Annotated in this window: 24 protein-coding genes; all 24 read right to left on the bottom strand. The window is 35.8% G+C overall.

What is annotated here, in order from left to right:
* Positions 1–163 precede the first annotated feature (163 nt).
* On the bottom strand, positions 164–730 hold the full coding sequence (locus tag NTX22_07365; GenBank protein ID MCX6150323.1) for a LysE family transporter: 567 nt from the start codon (positions 728–730) through the stop codon (positions 164–166).
* Between the two features lie 166 nt (positions 731–896).
* A complete protein-coding gene (locus NTX22_07360) occupies positions 897–1,460 on the bottom strand; it encodes a J domain-containing protein (protein MCX6150322.1) in 564 nt (187 codons plus the stop codon).
* A gap of 414 nt (positions 1,461–1,874) precedes the next feature.
* On the bottom strand, positions 1,875–2,372 hold the full coding sequence (locus NTX22_07355) for a nucleotide exchange factor GrpE (protein MCX6150321.1): 498 nt from the start codon (positions 2,370–2,372) through the stop codon (positions 1,875–1,877).
* A gap of 32 nt (positions 2,373–2,404) precedes the next feature.
* Complete coding sequence (locus tag NTX22_07350; GenBank protein MCX6150320.1) at positions 2,405–3,493, bottom strand: alkene reductase; 1,089 nt, start codon at positions 3,491–3,493, stop codon at positions 2,405–2,407.
* Positions 3,494–3,698: 205 nt separating this feature from the next.
* Entirely contained in the window at positions 3,699–4,544 is an 846-nt protein-coding gene (locus NTX22_07345) for a hypothetical protein (protein MCX6150319.1), read from the bottom strand.
* Positions 4,545–4,979: 435 nt separating this feature from the next.
* Positions 4,980–6,290 carry a 4Fe-4S dicluster domain-containing protein gene (locus NTX22_07340; GenBank protein MCX6150318.1) on the bottom strand — a complete coding sequence of 437 codons (1,311 nt, stop codon included), beginning with the start codon at positions 6,288–6,290 and terminating at the stop codon, positions 4,980–4,982.
* A 197-nt stretch (positions 6,291–6,487) separates the two neighbouring features.
* A complete protein-coding gene (locus NTX22_07335) occupies positions 6,488–7,078 on the bottom strand; it encodes a chemotaxis protein CheB (protein MCX6150317.1) in 591 nt (196 codons plus the stop codon).
* 31 nt (positions 7,079–7,109) lie between these two features.
* Positions 7,110–7,583: a cupin domain-containing protein gene (locus NTX22_07330; protein ID MCX6150316.1), complete on the bottom strand. Its 474-nt coding sequence runs from the start codon at positions 7,581–7,583 to the stop codon at positions 7,110–7,112.
* 265 nt (positions 7,584–7,848) lie between these two features.
* Positions 7,849–8,124 carry a YtxH domain-containing protein gene (locus tag NTX22_07325; GenBank protein MCX6150315.1) on the bottom strand — a complete coding sequence of 92 codons (276 nt, stop codon included), beginning with the start codon at positions 8,122–8,124 and terminating at the stop codon, positions 7,849–7,851.
* Between the two features lie 407 nt (positions 8,125–8,531).
* The gene (locus NTX22_07320; GenBank protein ID MCX6150314.1) at positions 8,532–9,797 is read right to left on the bottom strand and encodes a divalent metal cation transporter; all 1,266 of its coding nucleotides are present in this window, start codon (positions 9,795–9,797) and stop codon (positions 8,532–8,534) included.
* Positions 9,798–9,930: 133 nt separating this feature from the next.
* Positions 9,931–10,497, bottom strand: a complete 567-nt coding sequence (locus tag NTX22_07315; protein ID MCX6150313.1) for a LysE family transporter — start codon at positions 10,495–10,497, stop codon at positions 9,931–9,933.
* A 104-nt stretch (positions 10,498–10,601) separates the two neighbouring features.
* Positions 10,602–11,141, bottom strand: coding sequence for a hypothetical protein (locus NTX22_07310; protein ID MCX6150312.1), 540 nt, complete (start codon positions 11,139–11,141; stop codon positions 10,602–10,604).
* A gap of 920 nt (positions 11,142–12,061) precedes the next feature.
* Positions 12,062–12,772 (bottom strand): phosphatase PAP2 family protein, encoded by a 711-nt coding sequence (locus NTX22_07305; protein ID MCX6150311.1) that lies wholly within the window; start codon positions 12,770–12,772, stop codon positions 12,062–12,064.
* 328 nt (positions 12,773–13,100) lie between these two features.
* Positions 13,101–13,292 carry a hypothetical protein gene (locus NTX22_07300; GenBank protein ID MCX6150310.1) on the bottom strand — a complete coding sequence of 64 codons (192 nt, stop codon included), beginning with the start codon at positions 13,290–13,292 and terminating at the stop codon, positions 13,101–13,103.
* 114 nt (positions 13,293–13,406) lie between these two features.
* Positions 13,407–14,126: a PRC-barrel domain-containing protein gene (locus NTX22_07295; protein ID MCX6150309.1), complete on the bottom strand. Its 720-nt coding sequence runs from the start codon at positions 14,124–14,126 to the stop codon at positions 13,407–13,409.
* 20 nt (positions 14,127–14,146) lie between these two features.
* The gene (locus tag NTX22_07290) at positions 14,147–14,296 is read right to left on the bottom strand and encodes a hypothetical protein (protein ID MCX6150308.1); all 150 of its coding nucleotides are present in this window, start codon (positions 14,294–14,296) and stop codon (positions 14,147–14,149) included.
* Between the two features lie 152 nt (positions 14,297–14,448).
* Entirely contained in the window at positions 14,449–14,922 is a 474-nt protein-coding gene (locus tag NTX22_07285) for a hypothetical protein (GenBank protein MCX6150307.1), read from the bottom strand.
* A 67-nt stretch (positions 14,923–14,989) separates the two neighbouring features.
* A complete protein-coding gene (bfr, locus tag NTX22_07280) occupies positions 14,990–15,469 on the bottom strand; it encodes a bacterioferritin (GenBank protein ID MCX6150306.1) in 480 nt (159 codons plus the stop codon).
* A 318-nt stretch (positions 15,470–15,787) separates the two neighbouring features.
* A complete protein-coding gene (locus NTX22_07275) occupies positions 15,788–16,567 on the bottom strand; it encodes a phosphatase PAP2 family protein (protein ID MCX6150305.1) in 780 nt (259 codons plus the stop codon).
* 19 nt (positions 16,568–16,586) lie between these two features.
* Positions 16,587–17,456 (bottom strand): phosphatase PAP2 family protein, encoded by an 870-nt coding sequence (locus NTX22_07270; GenBank protein MCX6150304.1) that lies wholly within the window; start codon positions 17,454–17,456, stop codon positions 16,587–16,589.
* Between the two features lie 53 nt (positions 17,457–17,509).
* Positions 17,510–19,087, bottom strand: coding sequence for a DUF3943 domain-containing protein (locus NTX22_07265; protein ID MCX6150303.1), 1,578 nt, complete (start codon positions 19,085–19,087; stop codon positions 17,510–17,512).
* Between the two features lie 35 nt (positions 19,088–19,122).
* On the bottom strand, positions 19,123–19,563 hold the full coding sequence (locus NTX22_07260) for a hypothetical protein (protein MCX6150302.1): 441 nt from the start codon (positions 19,561–19,563) through the stop codon (positions 19,123–19,125).
* A gap of 98 nt (positions 19,564–19,661) precedes the next feature.
* Complete coding sequence (locus NTX22_07255) at positions 19,662–19,847, bottom strand: CsbD family protein (GenBank protein MCX6150301.1); 186 nt, start codon at positions 19,845–19,847, stop codon at positions 19,662–19,664.
* Between the two features lie 447 nt (positions 19,848–20,294).
* Positions 20,295–20,861 (bottom strand): hypothetical protein, encoded by a 567-nt coding sequence (locus NTX22_07250; protein ID MCX6150300.1) that lies wholly within the window; start codon positions 20,859–20,861, stop codon positions 20,295–20,297.
* Between the last annotated feature and the right edge of the window lie 71 nt (positions 20,862–20,932).

Genomic DNA, 20,932 nt, shown 5'->3' with positions numbered 1-20,932 from the left:
TTTAATAATTTTACGATAGCAATTTTCATTACCAGGACAACAACTAATACGTAGTAGAATAATTGTAGTACTGCGCGGGTTTATGATAGAAAGAATTGTAATCAAATTCCCTTTCCATTTTGGATGAACATAATTAAGCTTACCTGAAAAACTAAATAAAAATTTATAACAAACTTATTATTGCAATAATACCAGAGATTATTATCAGCACACCGGCGATTCTGTTTACCCATCGCAGTCCCATTAAGTCCAGCTTATTTCTAAAAAGTGTAACACTGGAACTAAGTAATACAAACCATAAACCTGAACCTATAAATACGCCTACTACAAGAGCCGCTGCAGAAAAATATCCGAGTCCATTTCCTAAACCAAGTGCAGCAAACGCAGCAATAAAAGCAAAGATGGTCATTGGATTTGTAAGAGTTAGAAAAACCGTGGTTAGATAGGATCTTAAAATTCCATTACTCTTAATAAGTATTTTAGGATCAACTGGCAAAGTCCGAAATGTTCTTAATCCAAGAAAAAGTAGAAGCGCTCCTCCTACTAATCGGATCCAGATTCGTTGACTAATAAGTGCTGTCGAAATAACCGTAAGCCCAAATGCTGCAACACAACCGTAAAGTAAATCGGCAGTAGCAGCACCAAGACCAATAATTAGTCCACGTACCCGTCCTTCTGTTAGTGTCTTGCGGATACACATAATTCCTATGGGTCCAATAGGGATTGCCATAGCAAAACCAATTAAGATTCCTTTGAGAAAAAAAGTAAACTCCATATTATAATCTTTCAGTAGAACATCTTTTTTCACCTTCTTTAAGGTGAAGTGTTAAAGCTTCATTTTTCATTTATCACTTTCACGTTTACGTTGGACGATCATTATGCTCCTGATTACAGAGTCATTTCCTTAATACTGCCAATTCCCTGAACATACCCATTTCCTGTTCACTGAGATTCTCCGGAAGCACGATGTCAACTCTCACTAGCAGATTTCCAAACTCATTCTTCTTTGCATAGATCGGCATTCCAAGTCCACGAAGTCTGAGTTCTTTGCCATTAGGCATTCCCTTTGGAATGTTGATCGTAACTTTGCCTTTTAATGTTTTGATTTGAGTCTTTCCGCCAAGGAGTGCAGTGTACAATTCTAATGGGAGATTACTGTGGAGATCGTTTCCAATCCGTTGAAGTTCCGGATGCGGTGCAATCTTGACAGTAAGATATAGGTTACCGTTTGGACCGCCGTTTAATCCCACTCCACCTTTGCCCGGAATTCTTAGCATTTGCCTGTCTGCAACGCCTGGCTTGATCGTTACCTTAATTGTTTGACCATTTAGTCGGATGAGGCGTGTAGTATAGTGATACGCTTCTTCAAGCGAGAGTGTTGTTTCTGTTTCAAGATCCTCACCCTTAACGGTAACACTCCATCTCCCTTGGCTTTGACCGCTGCGTTGTCCAAACAGCATCTCAAAAAGATCATTAACACCCTCATCGTTAAACAATGAACCGGATTCGTTAGTGGTTGCCTGGTACGATTGTCCGCCGCGACCGCTTGCATATTTCGACCAATCAAATCCTCCCGGCTGCGCTCTGGCTTCTTCATAGTGTTTCCATTCCGCACCAAACTGATCGTACTTTTTTCGTTTTTATGGATCGCTAAGGTCTTCGTTTGCCTCGTTGATTTCCTTGAATTTTTCTTCAGCCGCTTTATCTCCCTTGGTCTTGCTGGATGATATTTTTTAGCAAGCGTTCGAAATGCCTTTTTTGATCTCTACAGGTGTTGCTGTCTTTCCTACACCCAAATCTTTAAAGTAATCTTTGTAGATCATAGTCTAACCGTTTTGTGCTCATACCGCAGACGCTTTCATACATAATATTTATCATCCAGCAACCCGTACTTGCGCAGGTCGCAGTAATTGATTATTCCAGAGATAACCGCGACACAGTTCATCAACTACGGTTCCTGGTTTACTGCCTTTATGTTTCGCCACCGCCACTGCATCATGAAGATTATGGTCGAATGGCGTACCAACACTTCCGAAAGGGAGAACTCCATGCTTTTCCATCAGCGTAAGAAGTTTCTGATGGATGATTTCCATTCCTTCCACAGAGGGTTGATTTTCATTACTTGCCCATTGCAGGGCTTTCTCCATATCGTCAATAATATCTAATAGCGGAATTATGATCTCCCGTTTACCTTCCTCAGCAATTTTATTACCATCACGCTCAATACGACGACGATAATTCTTAAAGTCTGCAAGAGTGCTGAGATTCCGGTCACGCTCATTTATTAGTTCTTCTTGCAATCTCTGAATTTCTGCTGCCAAATCAGCTGGTGGTAAAAGACTTTGTTCATTCTCGTCTATGTAAAGATCCATTATAAACCTCTTTTTTTGATTGTTTGATTAGATCAATTAGCGGATATGGGATAGTCGGTATATCCTTTTTCACCTGGAGAATAAAATGTGTTCATCTCGAGTTCTTTTGATAGCTGCCAACCGTTAGCAAAGCGTACAACTAGATCAGGGTTATTAATAAATGGTTTGCCGAATGCAATAAGGTCCGCAAGTCCTCTTTCTAATTCGCTTTCAGCGCGTTCAATGGTATATCCACCACTTAAAATAAGTGTGTGCTCAAATCTTTTGCGTAAAACATTTTTAATTTCGAGTGGTACTTCGGGCGCACCCATACTGCTATGATCTACTAAATGGATATAAAGTATTCCTATACTATTCAGCTTTTCAGTAAGATATTTATACGTGTCATCAATCTCAGGATAGTAAGGCATATCGCTCGCGACACCATAAGGAGATAAACGTAAACCGATCCTTTCCTTTCCAATTGCATCAACTGCACCCTCTAGTACTTCCAACAGAAAACGGCAACGGTTTTCAATGCTGGCGCCGTAATTATCTTTTCTTATATTACTAACTGGAGACAAAAATTGTTCTAACAGATAACCATTAGCGCCATGCAGTTCTATGCCATCAAACCCAGCTTTTATAGCATTAGCTGCTGCGGTAATGTATTCTTGTTTGGTGTGTTTTATTTCAACAATATTCATTTCTTTTGGGATTGGAAAATCCTGTAGTCCATAAACATCTGTCCACATTTGTCCATTTGGTTTAACAGCCGAGGGCGCAAGAATTACAGCATCTTCCGGCATGTTCTCACGATGGCTGATACGTCCAGTATGCATAAGCTGAACAAATATCTTTCCATCTTTGGAATGCACGGCATTTGTAATTTTCTTCCAACCTTCTACTTGGGCTTCACTATAAATTCCGGGGATACGGCTATAACCAAGCCCATTTGGTGAAGGCGAAGTCCCTTCAGTAATGATAAGTCCGGCAGCAGCACGTTGTTCATAATATTCTACCATTAATTGATTCGGGATATTTCCAATTGCACGAGCTCGCGTCATGGGAGCCATAACGATTCTGTTTTTAAGTTCAATGTTTCCCATTTTATAAGAACTCATTAGTTTAGTGTTTTTCATTTTTATATTTCCATTTATAAAATCATTTATCAATTTAGTATAGTTCAATAACCGAATTATGAATTCTATTTTATATCGTTATGAAAATATCAACTCTGATTCAACCGGCTTATAAGACTGAAAAACTCCAAGTATATGACCATCCTGATGTCCCATAACCATTTGTTGAGCTAACACGCCAATAGTATAGATTTGGCGCCGTTAATCACGTCACTTGTTGAATCAAAGATGTTAATCCGCTTTGATTATATAAAAAAATTGTAAAAGAACTATTTACAGATACCTGCAATGTATAACTCGTAGCTCCACCGCTTGCGCTCCAGTTTAACATCGGGGAAACAGATATATTTGTTGCTCCATTTACCGGAGATGATAAATCCGGTGCAATTGGTACCGCTGTTGTAACACTCCATACAGTTGACCATCCGGATGTTCCGTTATTGCCTGCTGCATTTACACGCCAATAGTATGTTGAAGCAGTCAGTCCCGTTACCTGTTGAGTCGAAGAAGTTAATCCGCTTTGATTATATACAAAACTTGTAAATGAACTATTAACAGAGACCTGTAATGTATAACTTTCCGCTCCGCTGGTTGCGAGCCAACTTAACGTTAACGGTGCTGAATAGGTTATTGCATCATCTATCGGGTTAGATAAAACCGGCACCATTGGCGAGGGACCTGTTGCAGTAAAGCTCCATACTGTTGACCAGTCAGATGTACCCGCTTTATTTGTTGCACTTACTCTCCAATAATAAATTGATAACGGATTCAGACCGCTTACTTGTTGGGTTAAACTTGTTAATCCACTTTGATTATATATGAAACTTGTAAATGAACTGTTAGTCGACACCTGTAATGTGTAACTTACTGCTCCGGTGCTTGTTTTCCATCCAAATTCAGTCGGAATTGCTACATGCGTTGTTGCATCAGCCGGGTTTAATAATGTAGGTACGGAGGGAATAGTATCAGCAACTACAGGACTATCGCTGTTATTACTACAAGAGTTAAAAATAAAAATTAAAACAAATGCAAGTATTAATAATCTATTCATAGTATTTGCTCCTAATATTTAAATTTATAAAATAGACTTGTCACATAAAGTGAACGGCGGTTTGTTGATATAATTAAAATTTTACTCGCCATAAATTTTCTGAATTATTTGTTGAGTCTAAAAAAAAATGCCAACTGTAAATGACTTATTAATGGAATTTCTACTAAAATCCATTTGTAAATTACATACGGATCTAAAGCGAATCAATCGTTCTAAAGGATGAAAAAGGAACTACATCTTTTGGTAATGAAATTAAAGGAAATTACTCGCCAATTAATGGAGTTGTTTCTGCTGCAATTAAGTACTTATTAAAGAGATTATAGTTTTATACAATCTGCATGCATAATTTTTTATTATTAAAAGAAACCATCAAAATATTATTGTCTTAGATTATACTGATGAGTTTTTTTAAGAGTATTGAAGAGGAACAAGTTTTTAATTCTTATTATAATTTGATAAAAGATATTCCAAGTAACGCGATTTCAATTGATTACTTGCAAGCACTTGTTTAACCGGAGGAAGTTTTACAATCACACCAAGTATTGCTGCCATTGCTCGGTGATTCCACAAAGCTTGTTGATCGAAGATTAGATTTTGAAATTTCCCACGCTCAATTGCCATCACTACAACTCTGTGCGCACTGTTGAGAGGAGTAATCACCCTTTGCTCTCGTTCTATCTGATGAATCTTCCCAACAGTACAAGACCGAACACACAATCCGCATCCAAGACAAATATCTTCATTCAAAACAGCTTTCTTTCTTTTTTTCTTCAGAGGATCATTAGCAGACACAAGACTCAAGGCTTCAACAGGACAGACATTCACACACTTTCCGCATCCGTTACAAACTTCAGTTGTTACGACCGGGAGATAATTTGTAGTGTGTACCGGATTCAGCATTGCGAATCTTTTTGCGGCGAGCATCGCTTCGCAACAACAGCCACAACAATTGCATATAAAACTAACTTGCTCTCTAACATTTTCTCCGAACTGAACAAGATTGTTATCATAGGCAGATTGAAGTAAATCCATCCCTTCTTGTAAATCAATTTCTTTGGCAATGTTATGTTTTATTAAAGAGGCGGCAACATTATTGAATGTTAAGCAAATCTCCATAGGTGCATCACATGCTTTACCGAGATGTTCCATCTTATGCCGGCAATAGCACATTCCAACGGCTCTATGGCTTGCTGTTTTAATTACTTCGCTTGCTTTTTCATAATCAAGAACTTCCAATTTGTGCGCTTCGCTCAAAGTCTTTTCATTCACAAATGTTCTTCCCGGTTGAGTGATTCCTCCAGTGAAAAGCTGTTTAATAAAATCTTCTTCCACATTAAGATATTGATAGAAAAGTTCTGCCAAAACTTTTTGATCAATATCGGTACGGATTCTCATCATCGAAAATTCGAAGAAGCCTGCCATTGGCGGCGGAAGTGAGTAAATCGGTTGTCCATTTTGTTCAACATCCAATAAGATTCCCTTCGATGAAAGTTCATCTAGTATTTTTTGAGTTTCACTAATAAATTTTTTAGTTAAGTATGCTGCTACCTTTGCAGTAAATGGTTTTATTGGTAGTGATGCTACAAACCCAGCATCTTTCTCAGTAAATAACATTTCTAAAATTTTATAAAGTAATTCTGAAGGTGGGGCTCCTTGTGGTAATTGATTAATTCTATCTACCAAATTCTTATATGCGGAGCGTGTAGTTAAATGAGCCATTATTTTTATATAAATTTTATTCAGCAAAATATTCTAAAGGAGATTGCTGGGAATCAAATTACTGTTATTTTACTTTTGTGTCAAAGGTTTATATGAATTGAATTTTGTAGACATGGGCAGACGGAAATCTGTATACCTCTGGTTCCATTAGAACTTGGGCAATTAAATGCACAGTTTTTCTATCTGGTTACAAGGGGCATAATGCTGCCGCTACATTAATCGATTTATATTCTTGCAGCGTTCGTAATTCGTACTATTTCTTGAGCAATCTCCTCAGGCGAAAGAACAAAATCTATACACCCGCTTGCTATTGCGCTTTCAGGCATATCAGGCTGTGTAGCTGTTTCGGGTTTCTGTGCTATGGTAATGCCTCCTACTTCTTTTATACCGCTCAACGCTGCTGCCCCATCACCATCATAACCAGAGACAATAACAGCGATAAGTTTCCCATCCCAGTTCTGTGTAAAGGAACGGAGAAAAACGGTAATCACATCTGGCCATCCCCTTGGCTTTGATATCGGCTTTAGCCGGAACTCTCCATCAAGAACATGCAAGTCACGCTGTTCCGGGATGATGAAAACATGATTCGGTTCTATAAGTAATTTTTCCGTTATAAGTTCAACAGGCATCTTTGTGTAACGCGGAAGAATCTCATGAAGCATAGTAGCGACGGTTCGCAGATGATTTACAATTACGATTGCAACACCCATATCACTTGGTAAATGCTTAAGTAATCTGGTATAGGCATCCAGACCACCGGCAGAACCGCCCACGCAAACGACAGGAAAGTTTTTTGCATTACTCTTAGATTTCATTGATAATCACTCCTGCATCCATTCCATATTTTTATTCTGTCGTTTTACCATCGAAGTGTTCATTGTCCTTCTCCGCATCTGCACGGGTATGGTGGACAACGCCGTCCCGATGATTCGGCGGTGAATAGATCGTATAAAGCTTCATTGGAACGCTGTCGGTATTGATAATATTGTGATTCATTCCAGCAGGAACGAGCACGGCAAATCCCGCGCTGATCTTCGTGTGAACGCCATTAAGGACAGCCTCGCCCGTACCTTCCTCCACGCGAAAGAACTGATCGAGTTTATGCACTTCCGCCCCGATTTCCTCCTTGGGCTTCAACGCCATTACAACAAGCTGACAGTTCTTAGCCGTATAAATCACTCTGCGAAATTCTTCATTTTTGACTGCAATACTCTCGATGTTTTGCACATAACCTTTCATAGCAACTCCTTTATTTGATGATTCTTTACAACTTATAATTAACAACATCCCATACAGAACAACAACAAAATATTTTTTCATAAAAACTCCGATACTTAATGGTATTGTCTATAGAAAAGAAAGTCAAGAAAAACGGTTCAACTTGGGATTTATTTATTTCACATTTCTGACTTCGGTCTTACAGACAACACTATTGATTATTCATAAGCTAATGGCTTCTTGTTTTTGCAAACAACTTCATCCTTTATCAAAAGCATTTACGAACATACCTTCTTCAATTTTTTCTTTGTCTTGATGAGCTACGTTCCCGGCTTTATCCTTTGCTTCATTAAGGAACCTTTCTGCCTCACTTAAGAAAGAGTGTCAACTTTTTCTTTAGTCTCTGCAACCATCTTTTTGATTTTTTTTTACCATCATTTAAGAGATGCAAGGCTTTATCTTTTGCGTTCACTACATATTGATCAGCATCTTCAATAAAATCTTGTGATTTGGTTTTAATATCTTCTCGTAATTCTTTACCGGATTTGGGAGCGTAAAAAAACGCGATTATTGATCCGACTGCTACGCCGGTTAACATACCGATAAATAATCCTTTACCCATTCCGTTTCCTTCATTTTGCATAATGATCCTCCATTTGTTTTTTATTTTCCTGTAATGTACAAACATGCATTCAAAGCGCACGCCTGCCACGAATGACGTTTACTAAGATCATTATAACTGCAATTACAAGCAGAACGTGAATAACACCGCCCAAAGTATAGGTGGTGAGTAGCCCTAGAAGCCACAACTATTAGAACAACCGCGATAGTGTATAACATAGTAAGTCTCCTTTTCGTTAAAATTTTATTAAAATTCTTTATGAAGCTATGAAGAGAATTATAGTAATTCAATCGGTCAAAGGGATGAAAAAGGAACTACATCTTTTAGTCGAACCATACCGATATCTGATTACAGAGAAGGTCGATTGTTAACAAAAGAATATGTAGGAGTATTCGAAATAGTAAATTGAAAAGTGGAATTAAGTTATTCTATTTGAACTGAAAATAAATCAATGCAACACCGGCAACGCTCATCAATATTAGCGTTATTGTTCCAAGAACATTTGACCATCTTTTGTTGGTAAATTTCCCCATTACTTTTTTGTTGTTACAAATGTGCATTATAATTGCAATCATTACCGGCGCTGTTAAACCATACAAAACAGCAGTGTAAATAAGCGCATGTATTGGACTTATGCCGAGAAATTCCAAAGACAATCCAACAATAAGTGACACGATAAGTGTGATGTAAAACCCTTTGGCTTCATGAAATTTTTTATCTAATCCTTCCTTCCAATTAAAAGTCTCAGCTAAAATGTAGGAAAGTGAGCCAGCCAAAACAGGAATTGCTAAAAATCCTGTACCGATTACACTGACAGCAAAGAGTAAATAAGTAAGTTTACCTGTTAATGGTTCTAATGCTTTTGCAGCTTGTCCAACTGTATCAATTTGAGTGATACCAGCTTTATACAATACAGCGCCCGTTGTAAGGATGATGAAAAACATAACAAGGTTTGAAAACAACATTCCGAAATCAATATCCATTTTCATGTTGTTCAAAATTCGTTTATTGATAATAATTCTTTTATGGTTATGTGAAATGTCTTCCGCTTCCATAGTGGCTTGCCAAAAAAACAGGTAAGGAGAAATAGTGGTGCCAAGAATGGCAACAAGTATCCCAAAGAAACCCTTGTTGAAATGAATAGTTGGAATAAAAGTACTTTTCATTACATCTGCCCAATTTGCTTGCACCAAGAAAGGGACTAAGACATACAATAATAATGTAACACAAAGCCATTTTAATACAGCAGCAAGTTTTTGATATGGAAATTTGATAATGAAGAAAATAAGTAAAACCGTAAAAATTATGCTGAAGGTAAAAGAGGGAATTTGAGGTATAAGTAAATTGGCAACGGCTCCCATTCCCTGGATGTCTGCGCCTATATTGAGTGTAATAGCGGGGAAACTAAATACCGCCATTAAATATAAAATACTTTTCGGGTATTTCTTTTTTAGTGTTCCTGTCAATCCCTCTTGAGTTACCATACCGATTCGCGCGCACATCTCCTGCACAGCAGCCATTAGAGGAAAAGTGATAATTGCAGTCCAAAGAGTTGCAAAACCAAAACCGGCACCTGCCTGTGAATAGGTTGCAATTCCCGAAGGATCATCATCGCTCGCGCCTGTAATAAGTCCTGGACCAAGTATGTGCCAGTATTTTTTAATTCGTGCTGAAAGTATTGTAGATATTTTCATTATCGTTATATAATGAAGAAACCAATTATACCTTTCATAAAAATTCCTTCGAGCGTTGAATGATAAACAATGTAATAGGAATTAACTAGCTTTTTCTAATTGACGAACACATTTAAACTTTACCAAAAAAAGATTATAACAAACTAACAATGGCAATTAAACCGGAGATAATTATCAGCACACCTGCAATTCTGTTTACCCATCGTAGTCCAATCAAATCCAGCTTATTTCTAAAAAGTGTAACACTGGAACTAAGTAATACAAACCATAAACCTGAACCTATAAATACGCCTACTACAAGAGCCGCTGCAGAAAAATATCCGAGTCCATTTCCTAAACCAAGTGCAGCAAACACAGCAATAAAAGCAAAGATGGTCATAGGATTTGTAAGAGTTAGAAAAACAGTGGTTAGATAGGATCTTAAAATTCCATTACTCTTAATAGGTATTTTAGGATCAGCAGGCAGAGTCCGAAATGTTCTTAATCCAAGAAAAAGTAGAAGCGCTCCTCCTACTAATCGGATCCAGATTCGTTGACTAATAAGTGCTGTTGAAATAACCGTAAGCCCAAATGCCGCAACACAACCGTAAAGTAAATCGGCAGTAGCAGCACCAAGACCAATAATTAGTCCACGTACCCGTCCTTCTGTTAGTGTCTTGCGGATACACATAATTCCTATGGGTCCAATAGGGATTGCCATAGCAAAACCAATCAAGATTCCTTTAAGAAAAATAGTAAGTACCATGTTATCAACTTTCAATCATGATATTTGTGTAAAAATCATGAGTTCAACATACAAAATATTTACCTTACTTTGTATTTGAATTGCATAGTTTTATAACCGGAACCTACATTCAGATTAATAGTAAACAAATAATCCCCTCTTTCATTGAACGATACCCCGCTGCCAAAATGGTTCATCATAGGTTGGAGGCGTAAAGATAAGACTTTCTTAGATGCTGAAACAATTTCTACCTTGGCACTTGTATCGGCGAATTCTTTTCCATTATTAATATTTGTTATGTCTAAAATAAAGTAATGCGAGCTATCAAACATCGCTTCCTTCGTTGCCTTATCCATCTTTGTTTTTTTATCTTTCATTTTACTCATCGCGGTACCCATATTTGTCTTCATTATTCCCTTATATTCTTTCTGGCTTAGGATCCACACTTTGGTTCTAAGACTATCAACAGTTGATTCAAAAACTGGCTTACCCATCGCATTCGATATGTCATTTTTCTTTATGACAGTCTTTGTCTTCACATTACGTGTAGTCTGTCCAAACATAGTTAGTGCCATAACGATCATCAATATCATTGGGAGAATTACATATTTTGTTTTCATAATATTACCTTCCTAATTAATCTGTAATTAAAATTTAAAATTAATAAATCTGTGGTCATTTTATATTTATCGCTTTATCACAATTAGTAAATTATTTACTTAGTAGCTAACACAATAATAAGTTTACAAGTAATTCACTTTCCGTTTGTCTGTTGTACCTTGAAAGTAAAGATAGGATAGATGCTACTTTCAGACACAACATTTCAATTGATTAAATGTTAATCCTTCCACTCTTCCGAAATCCCTTTGCAGCAATGATAGCAAGAGTCACGCTTCTACTCCCAATGACATCTAACAAAATAAGATTACCGTCCGATACGAATCGTCTTTAGTCCTTCTATTAGTCCGAAGGCACTCAATAACCAGAGAATCACTACAATAATCACTACGGCATTCAAGATTTTCTTTATGGTAGATTGCATTGGGATGTAGCTGTTAATCAGCCATAGGATCACTCCAACTACAACCAAAACGATCACTAATTCAACCAATGACATAGTCTTTCTCCTTCTATAATTTGTTTATTCACCGGATTCCGCCGGCTTGGTTTTCTGCTTTTCTATCGCCTCCTTATTTGTTATAAACCATTAAAACGGTTTGTATCCTTATTTCAGTTCAATGCTATCTAGTCAATAGGTGTCTAATAGCATAGAGCGGCAAGCCGCAATGATTGATCCCGCTAGCAGGATTGATGTTTGACCTGCCTGCCGGCAAAAGCAGGTGGGTGATGTAAAAATCATTTAAAATATCTTGACTTGCCCGAAGCAAGCAGGCATAAAAAACAAAAACTTAAATGTCAATACTATAGTGTTTTTCAATTTACATTTCCTTCTATAAAATTATTCATCAAATTATTATGGACTCAATAATCTTATCATAACATTGTAAAAGACACAATAAGTTAAATAAACCAGATACTACTATTTCAAAAAATTCGGCTGCCATTTTACAGCTAATCCGGTGGCTTCAGATGAAGAATAAAATCCAACCGAGAAGTTCTTGTCTTGTATACGATGTAATTCAGGGATTAATATTCCACATAATGCTCCTACTCCAAAACCAGTCATTACATCAGTCGTAAAATGTCTTAGTGCTTTCAATCTAAAATATGCCATGAGAAGAGGCGGTATTGCTGCTGCTACATAAACAAGATATTTATTCCATCCCAGTTCCGGATGGTAATCACAATAAACCTTTGCGGTTAAAAAAGAAGTCTCTGCAATAGATGCAGTATGCCCACTATAAAGCGAACTCCGGTTGAAGGGCCTGCTTCTTTCCTCATTGGGAACTGCATCATAATAGACGACAGGACGGAATCTATTTTGAAAAGTTGGTCCGATTGGGCTTAAAAGATAAAGATTGTTTGTAATTGCTTGGGTTTCCAAATATATCAGCAGCACATCTAACCAGTCTCGCCTAATATTGTGATCCAGCACAGTGAGAACAGGAAGGAGGACTCCAATTACTGCCAACTGACTTGAAAGCCTCTCGTAGTAGTCTCTTTTAGTTGGATCAAAATTCAAAGCCCAACGGTCAATTGGAGAAATATCATTTCTGTTTAAATTCTGTAATTCTGCAATTGATATTCCAGATTTGGACGTTACCAAGTGTATCCCAATTTTTTCTATCACCGTTCCTCCGATTATGATACTACCTGTTACCCAGTAATTAACATAATAAGGATGATATGAAGAATCGCCTACAGAAGATTGAGAATACATCTGTTTAACTAAAAAAATACCTAAAAAAACAAGGATAATTAATTTACACCGATAAATTTTCATGATTTTGTTTTTGTATTGATTTATTAAAATTAATTAACATAAAAATATAGCACCAACTACCAGTGAATAAATTGCTTACTTGATCTTGTACTTGAACTGCGTATTTATGTAACCTACACCAACAGTGATAGTAAGAGTCACTCTTCTACTCCCAATGACATCTAACAAAATAAGATTACCGTCCGATACGAATCGACTTTAGTCCTTCTATTAGTCCGAAAGCACTTAATAACCAGAGAATCACTACAATAATAACTACCGCATTTAAAATTTTCTTAATGGTAGATTGCATAGGAATGTAGCTATTAATCAGCCATAGGATTACCCCAACTACAACCAAAACGATCACTAATTCAACCAATGACATAGTTTATCTCCTTTTACAATTTATTTTTTCACCAGTTAGCTACCGGCATTAGCTTCTTCCTTTTTCAGCCTCATTCTATTATTGTCCTGATATCTATTCATAATAATGTAGGAGTTAATTTTCATAGTCCTTGCCTATTAGTTGAGAAGAGTCAAATTCAGGACTATTTTTTATCGATTCCTGCGAAAGATTGACATAGACTTTTGATTCACTCCAATCGATAAGATTAATCCATTGTGGTGATATAAGAACCTTTCGCCCCTGAAGCCAGTTGTGTGTATCAACAATCAGGAAGCAAAGATTCCACTTTTCATCGTCAACTATATAATCTTCCACATGTCCAATGTCACCGTCAATAGCATGAATGTAATATCCCTCGACATTATTTGTGCTGCGCAAGTGCGGATTGCCATGAAGTTTTCGTACAGAATCATCGCTTTCTTTCACTGTTTTATTTTCGCTAATAGGTACATAAGGAAACATTCCAACGGGTCCATCATAAAATACATTCTCCCAATAAACTGGAAATCCATAATGGTTAAACAATTCTAATTCGTGTTGGCGAGTTACGGTTTTTTCAGTTTCAATATCAGGGCTGTTGCGTACCTGTTCTTTAGTTAGGTTCACCTGAAATGTCCGTGACTCCCAATCAGTTATCCCAAGTGCCAAGTGTGGAATAAGAACCTTCCGTTCAGACAACCAATTACCTGTTTCTACAACTAAGTAACGGATGGACCAGGTAAGATCATCGAAGTAGAACTCACTCACTTTTCCCAATTCACCATCCTTTGCACTAATGGTATAACCAATTAAATTATTTACACTACGTTGCATACGAACTCCCTTTTTAATAATTATTCATAATACAATAATAGCTTGTTTATGGAAACTTCTGTTGTTTGCGCGCAGTTGAAAGTAAACTGCTGAGGATTTTCAGTAACATTTTGCAGCACAGCGTAGGTGATTTTCTTAATAGATTTTATTTTTAAAAGATGTTGTTTCATTTACTTCCGTCAGACTTTAAAACTTCTTCATATCTTATTGCTTCTTCTTCCAAGTTTACTAGATTTAAAAATGCGATTATAAAATCCTAACTTTTATTGAAATATTTCAAATAATATGTATGTTCCCATAATCAATTTGTATGTAGAGGCATTCACTTTTTTTCAGATATATCTAATGGATTATCCTTATATGGTACAGAACAAATGAACAGGTTGCCTTTTACATCGTGGGAAAGCCATGCCAAGCCACTACCAAATATGGTTTTATCCGTGCCTGATAATTTAACGGTTGGCAATCCACCTTCAAGAGCTAACATATTTTCCCAATAAACTACGTAATTAGAATAATCACCAATATTATTTCTGACTGCTATAGTACGTTTACCTATATGAATTTCTCCTGGAAGGTTATCAATGAAAGGTACAGCAGCATCACTTGGATAAGGTAATGGTTGAAATTCGAATTTATTGGGTGTATACATAACTGTCTGGTTTTTAGATCTATTGATTGTTATATCCTTTTTCAATTGATCATTTGGAGGTTTTTGTCCTTGTATAATAAAGGTGAATTGAAATCCAAGGAATCCAAAGATAATTAATGCAACAACTAATTTTAGTTTACTCATTGTTTGTCCTCATATTGTTTATCCAAAGGTAGAACCTTTGTAAATTGTTTCTATTAAATGACGACTATCAACCTGTCGTACATACTGTTTGATGAGCCAGATAGTTCTCAATACCAACTTGATCAATCTGTGCACGTTGTATTTCTGCCCAATCGACATGACCTTCTTCCATTTTAAGAATCATGGTTAGCAGATCAACAGTTCCTTGATCATAAATTTCACAGGCAAGTTTGATTGATTCATTATAAGCGCTAACAGCATCAAGTTCATCGTTATCATCGTTACTGATCATTTCTGAAACTGTCTTACCAATCTTTATTTTGTTTAGATTGGATACCACTGGTGAACTATCAAAAAAAAGGATTCGCTCGATAAGCCATTCCGCGTGATGCATTTCATCCATTGCTTGTTTTTTAATTGCCATATGAAGTTTACTGTAACCCCAGTTTTTGCACATTTCAGAATGCACTATGTACTGGTTAATGGCTGTAAGTTCATCTGCCAAAAGTGAATTCAAGACAATGATTAATTTTTCATTGCCTTTCATATTTTTACTCCATTAAAAATGTTATAAAAAAATTCGACTTTATTAATTCTTCTTTCTAAAAGTAACCAACCAACCAAGACACCAAAACCAAATGTGAATAATGGGAAGATCTATCCAGAGTTATTACTGCCCTGCAAATTATTTAGTTTAAACTTCCCTTTTATTATGCTATCAACCAGCGACCAATTGAACAAGTATAAATACTACGCTAATGGCTATCACAATGATCAATATTGAATTATTTTTATGCTCACGTAATTAATTTCTATTGTAATAATTGATTTTATTTATTTTATTAATTGATTTTTGGGAATTAGTTCAAAGCGCAATCCTTATGGATAATGGATATGGCGAAGAAATTTCTATCAGAGATTTATTATTCTCATGCTGATCTACAACCCAGGTTGCAACAAAGTAACCGAGCGCTGCACCCAAAAAATCGTCTGATGTCCAATGTTGGTCTTGATAAACACGAGATACAAACGTTAGTACGGCTGGTAAATAAGCTAATACTTTTAACCAAACCGGTTTAGCATTTCTTGAAAGAACAGTCGATAATACGAAGGCGGCAGCACTATGCCCACCAGGAATTGAATGATACTCCTGAGTAAAAAAAGCAGAAAACGGGTGAAATGAGTTAGGACCTTCGTTGTAATAAGGTCTTGCCCTGCCAATTGCCACCTTTAATATATAATCAATTGCACCGGCATATAGAGAAGCCTGCCCAATCTCATAAGCTATTTTCCTAGTTCCAATGTCATCCGCTATCAATGAATGAATAGCAAAACCGCCAAAGAGAATAACGGGAGAGTATAGTTCACCATAAATCCTACCGAATTCAATTGGAACACTCTTGAAATATTTTTGATCTTTTAAAACTGCACTGCGAACAGGTTGATCAGCTGTTTCCATAAGTAAAAATGTTCCCGCGCTTAACAAACCCATTGTGAGTATATCGTTGCCATCCCATTTACCTGGTTGTTTTACGAAATCCCAAGTCTCATTTCCGAACTGGGTAAAAGTATATTTTAATTGTCCGAAAAGAGAAGATTCACATATGATGATTAATAGTATTGATAAATAAATTTTGTTCTTCATTTCGCAAACCTTTCTACATTTATAATTGAAGTGTTAATCCAAAACCATATGAATTACCGGAAATAAACGGTTGAATATTAATAACTCGTATTCCAACTTGAGATTCTTTTTTATTAATTTCAACCGCTTTCTCATGCTGATCAACTACCCACGTTGCAGAAAGGTAACCGACTGCGCCTCCCAAAAAAATATCAGAACTCCAGTGTCTATCCAGATAAACCCGGCTTATTATACTGAGTGCTGCCGGTACGTATGCTAATATTTTTAACCACAACGGTTTAGCATTTCTTGAAAGAACAGTTGTAAGAGCCATGGTAATGCCGGTATGTCCTCCGGGAAGTGATTGATGATCTGGATTATCATATTTGGAGAATGGAACATAAGTTTGATTCCCTTGTTCCAAATAGGGTCTTGATCTTCCAATTAAATATTTTAGACTGCCATTAACTAAAAAAGTATAGAATGCTGCTTGTGTAATTTCAAAAGCGATTTTATGGGCTGTCTTATCACCGGCATATAATGCATACACAGTAAAACCAGCAAAGAGCGCTTCAGTAAAATATAATTCACCCCACATATTTCCGAATTCAATTGGATAGCTCTTGGCGTATTTTTTATTAAGTCCGTATTCTTTATCACTATTTACAAAATTTCGGATTGGGTTATCGGCTTGCATAACTAAAAATGTTCCGGCACTTAATATTCCTAACCTGAGCCAATCGTATCCATCCCATTTCGTTGGTTGCTTGATGAAATTCCAGGTTTCGTTACCAAACTGGGAAAAATTATATTTATTTTGCTCTACAGAATCCGGTAAAACAGGATTTTGTGCAAATAGAGAAGACTCACACAGAACTGTAAGGAGGATGATTATAAAAACTTTCTTCATTGTGGTTTCCATTTTATACTTTTACATTTTAAAAAAAATCAGAAACAAACGTCTTATCTTTTGAACTTGAACTCTTCTAAAAATATTTGAAGGAATATTTTCTGTTCAGTTCTTACGGAATGAACACTTGGAAAATCGCGAGGGTATCTATCACTGTAATAAATCAAATGTTCAATACCAATACTTACATTGTTAAAAATTCTGAAGGCAATACTTGGTTTGATTAATCCAATATAACTATTACCAGCAATTCCAACAAAAGTACTAAACCACCAATAATAACCTTTAAATGAAACACCCACCCATCCTCCAATATTGAATGTGCTTTCAAGTGTTGCTTGCGCTCCACCGGCATAATCATAATCTCTAACCTGTGAAGTATCAGGTCCAAACCGTTTGCTAAGTGCCCCAAAAGGTATAATATCTAAATGAATATTAGTATAAAGGCTAGTACTCTTGGTCATTGGAAGTTTAGAAATTATTCCAGGACCAAAAGCTATGGTACCTAATTCAAAAGTTTTATTGTCATAAAAGTCCATGTGCTGATATAGTCCGGTTAACATTTCCAGATTACCTGTTTGAATATTCTTTGCGTATAATATTCCATTTCCAGTTACAAGAGAAATAATTTTCCTTCCGACTCCAAAATCTAAATCAGTACGGAGTTTGAAATAATCAAAAGGTTTACGTGATCTTTTTTCAAACGGATTTCCATAATCGAGTTGTAGAGTGAAATTAATACTATTATTTCCTTTCTGGTATGATATTCCTTCATTGACCCTATGAAACCCACCAGACAATGTTATGTTAAGCGGTTCTTTCTGATATACATCTGCTGTTGTTGACCTGGTTAATTTTCCTTCCAAAAACCTGCTTAAGAATCTTGTAGGTGTAATAACGGCTACAGCTAATTCACGGAAAAATCTATCGGCACCGGTTGTTTGATCATCAAGAATATTTGAACCCAACCGGTAAAATATTTCCCCAAGGAAAATACCATTAACAGGTGTATTGATGAGATCGTTATAAGAAGGTAATGTGTTTTCTCCAAAGTACTCCCATTCTAAACTACCTAATACTGCAAACGGTGCAGATTCGAAGAACGAATAACCGTTTGCACGAGCTGCATTAAAATACATTCCTCCGGAAAAAGGATGGAAAAAATAATTCATACCAAATCTATCTTTATCCCATTCCCACCCGGTTTTTAAATTATTTTTCCAGGAATTAAATCCAACCCGTGAAAAATTATAGTTAAAGATATACCTATCAATTAAAAAAGTGGAAAGGTTTGCCAGCGTAACTCTAAGAGCAACCATCCCCAAAGATGATTTTTTATTATACTCAGGATTGTCATTCAGCAAATCACCATACATATTGTATTTCAGTGTATCTGTTAAAGAAGTATTAATTGTATCCGTTAATGCCGTTTTAGTAGTGTCGGGAAGCGATTTGTTTTTATCCATGTTAACAACTGAATCGGAAAAATGATTACTCCTATTAATTGGCAAGTACTGACTTAACCACATATTTTGATTTTGAGGTATCTTTTTATCAAACGCAGGTTTAAACTGCGCCTGATATATTGTTGAAAACGAAACTAAAAAAACTAAAGACCAAATAATTTTCATTTTAATTTTCCTTATCCTAAAAAAACTATTTCCGATTAATCTTTTTTTGTGAATAAATCCTTTATTGTTTTTCCAACAACATCCATATCGCGATTAAATTCTTGTTTGAATTCTTCCCATTTATCTTTTCCTTCATATTTATATTCACTTATCTTTTTCTTTAGCTCAACATTTTTTTTTTCTAACACCACTACTTCTTTATCATATTTAGCTTTGAATTTTTTACTCGCTGTTTTCATCTCCACTTTGAAATCATCAATACTTTTTTGGTTAGCATTAATTTTTAATTCAGCATCGCTCTTAAATTGCTGCCATTCTTTCTCGTATTCAGCCTGAGCATCTTTCAAATCTTGCTTTGCTTCTTTTACATTTTCTTTAGCATCTTCTACTTTTTTTTCTCGATTGACATTACAACCGGTTAATATTGATCCACCAATTAACACTATTGCTGTTAATAAAAAATATTTTGTTTTCATAACTCTCCTTGTTTTGTTGATTAGAAATATTCAAATGCTTTTTTAATAATTGAACCTGAAACAATTGCTGCGCATAAAATAGCCCGACAAACTAAACATTAAAATTTAGAAATTATTTTGTGTAGTTCTTCCTTAGTCTTTCCAAGTTTATTCTGCAATTTTCCTAATAGTTCTTCTTCCTTCCCTTCCTGGTAAAGTAAATCATCATCGGTTAGGTTTGCGAATTGCTGTTTAAGTTTACCTGCAACTTCTTTCCAATTTCCTTTAATTATCATTGAATTCATTTTATAATTCCTTTAAAATTAAATTGATAAATATTTCGTGTAATAATTTCTTAATTACAATATTATGATATGGAGGAAATAAGGATTGTTCAATCGTACAAAAGGATGAAAAAGGAACTACATCCTTTGGGTGAGAAACTACTTATTCAGAATAATGATACTTTTACTAAATCGTAAATAGAGTTGAAATATTCGGATTCCACAAATAGAAAATATTGCAAGTATACTTTTTATTTATCATAGGTATCTCTTATTGGATTTTAATTAGATTTTAAAAAGCAAGGTAAAGAATGGATGCGTTAAAAAGATTGAGAATTAAAAACAGACTAAAATAATTAATTTTTAACTTAAGAATTTCATCACTCGTTCTGGTTATACAACCGGTTTCGAAATGCAATTACCATTTAAATCAAAACCGGTTATAATTTTTGTAAATATTCATCCCGGTTATTTTTTCTTCTTGCCTTTATCTTGCTTGCCCTGATTATTATTTTGTTTCATAGCCTTGTTGTTACCATTGCCATTATTCCCTTTATTCAAAACTTTGCGGTTACCATTATCCTGCTTTTGCTGCTTAATCCAATTATTATGTTCGGGATGATATTTGTTCACAAAATATTTTGATTCACGGCTATCGCGGATTGGCTGTTGATCGTGACGACCTTTATATGAGGAATATTTTTCTCTGTAAGTTTCATGATTACGCCACGGCCGCTTCTCATTCACTACTACTTTATAAGAATTATATAAATCATAATTGCGATAGCTTGAAGGCAAATATGAACTACTTATCCAACGCCCTTTTGTATTATAGTAATAACGATGTGTAGGAACATTGTAGTAGATATCTATATCAGGCAAATAATAATATTCAACATAATCATAACCGGTGGGTCCCCAAGCTGGCTGGATACCTAAATTAAAGCCGAGACTAAAACTTACCTGCGCTTTTATAGGTGCTGCAAGAACAATTAAAATTCCCGCAATTAAAATGGTAAAATAGATTCTTCGCATTTTTAACTTCTCCTTATTGTTTATTTAAATTGCAACTACTATGTCAGAACAAATTATTTAGAACATAGATA

The sequence above is a fragment of the Ignavibacteriales bacterium genome, from assembly GCA_026390815.1.
Taxonomy (GTDB): domain Bacteria; phylum Bacteroidota; class Ignavibacteria; order Ignavibacteriales; family SURF-24; genus JAPLFH01.
The sequence above is the reverse complement of the archived record's forward strand: the minus strand, read 5'-3'. Positions and strand labels throughout refer to the sequence as shown.

What these genes read in the sequence shown, in the direction of transcription:
- NTX22_07300 (MCX6150310.1), bottom strand. Translation starts at nt 13,292, where the DNA reads ATGTCATTGGTTGAATTAGTGATCGTTTTGGTTGTAGTTGGGGTAATC.
- NTX22_07270 (MCX6150304.1), bottom strand. Translation starts at nt 17,456, where the DNA reads ATGAAGAAAGTTTTTATAATCATCCTCCTTACAGTTCTGTGTGAGTCT.
- NTX22_07320 (MCX6150314.1), bottom strand. Translation starts at nt 9,797, where the DNA reads ATGAAAATATCTACAATACTTTCAGCACGAATTAAAAAATACTGGCAC.
- NTX22_07290 (MCX6150308.1), bottom strand. Translation starts at nt 14,296, where the DNA reads ATGAAACAACATCTTTTAAAAATAAAATCTATTAAGAAAATCACCTAC.
- NTX22_07355 (MCX6150321.1), bottom strand. Translation starts at nt 2,372, where the DNA reads ATGGATCTTTACATAGACGAGAATGAACAAAGTCTTTTACCACCAGCT.
- NTX22_07330 (MCX6150316.1), bottom strand. Translation starts at nt 7,583, where the DNA reads ATGAAAAAATATTTTGTTGTTGTTCTGTATGGGATGTTGTTAATTATA.
- NTX22_07325 (MCX6150315.1), bottom strand. Translation starts at nt 8,124, where the DNA reads ATGCAAAATGAAGGAAACGGAATGGGTAAAGGATTATTTATCGGTATG.
- bfr (MCX6150306.1), bottom strand. Translation starts at nt 15,469, where the DNA reads ATGAAAGGCAATGAAAAATTAATCATTGTCTTGAATTCACTTTTGGCA.
- NTX22_07360 (MCX6150322.1), bottom strand. Translation starts at nt 1,460, where the DNA reads ATGCTGTTTGGACAACGCAGCGGTCAAAGCCAAGGGAGATGGAGTGTT.
- NTX22_07350 (MCX6150320.1), bottom strand. Translation starts at nt 3,493, where the DNA reads ATGAAAAACACTAAACTAATGAGTTCTTATAAAATGGGAAACATTGAA.
- NTX22_07365 (MCX6150323.1), bottom strand. Translation starts at nt 730, where the DNA reads ATGGCAATCCCTATTGGACCCATAGGAATTATGTGTATCCGCAAGACA.
- NTX22_07275 (MCX6150305.1), bottom strand. Translation starts at nt 16,567, where the DNA reads ATGAAGAACAAAATTTATTTATCAATACTATTAATCATCATATGTGAA.
- NTX22_07310 (MCX6150312.1), bottom strand. Translation starts at nt 11,141, where the DNA reads ATGAAAACAAAATATGTAATTCTCCCAATGATATTGATGATCGTTATG.
- NTX22_07260 (MCX6150302.1), bottom strand. Translation starts at nt 19,563, where the DNA reads ATGAAAACAAAATATTTTTTATTAACAGCAATAGTGTTAATTGGTGGA.
- NTX22_07285 (MCX6150307.1), bottom strand. Translation starts at nt 14,922, where the DNA reads ATGAGTAAACTAAAATTAGTTGTTGCATTAATTATCTTTGGATTCCTT.
- NTX22_07295 (MCX6150309.1), bottom strand. Translation starts at nt 14,126, where the DNA reads ATGCAACGTAGTGTAAATAATTTAATTGGTTATACCATTAGTGCAAAG.
- NTX22_07315 (MCX6150313.1), bottom strand. Translation starts at nt 10,497, where the DNA reads ATGGCAATCCCTATTGGACCCATAGGAATTATGTGTATCCGCAAGACA.
- NTX22_07335 (MCX6150317.1), bottom strand. Translation starts at nt 7,078, where the DNA reads ATGAAATCTAAGAGTAATGCAAAAAACTTTCCTGTCGTTTGCGTGGGC.
- NTX22_07345 (MCX6150319.1), bottom strand. Translation starts at nt 4,544, where the DNA reads ATGAATAGATTATTAATACTTGCATTTGTTTTAATTTTTATTTTTAAC.
- NTX22_07265 (MCX6150303.1), bottom strand. Translation starts at nt 19,087, where the DNA reads ATGAAAATTATTTGGTCTTTAGTTTTTTTAGTTTCGTTTTCAACAATA.
- NTX22_07250 (MCX6150300.1), bottom strand. Translation starts at nt 20,861, where the DNA reads ATGCGAAGAATCTATTTTACCATTTTAATTGCGGGAATTTTAATTGTT.
- NTX22_07255 (MCX6150301.1), bottom strand. Translation starts at nt 19,847, where the DNA reads ATGAATTCAATGATAATTAAAGGAAATTGGAAAGAAGTTGCAGGTAAA.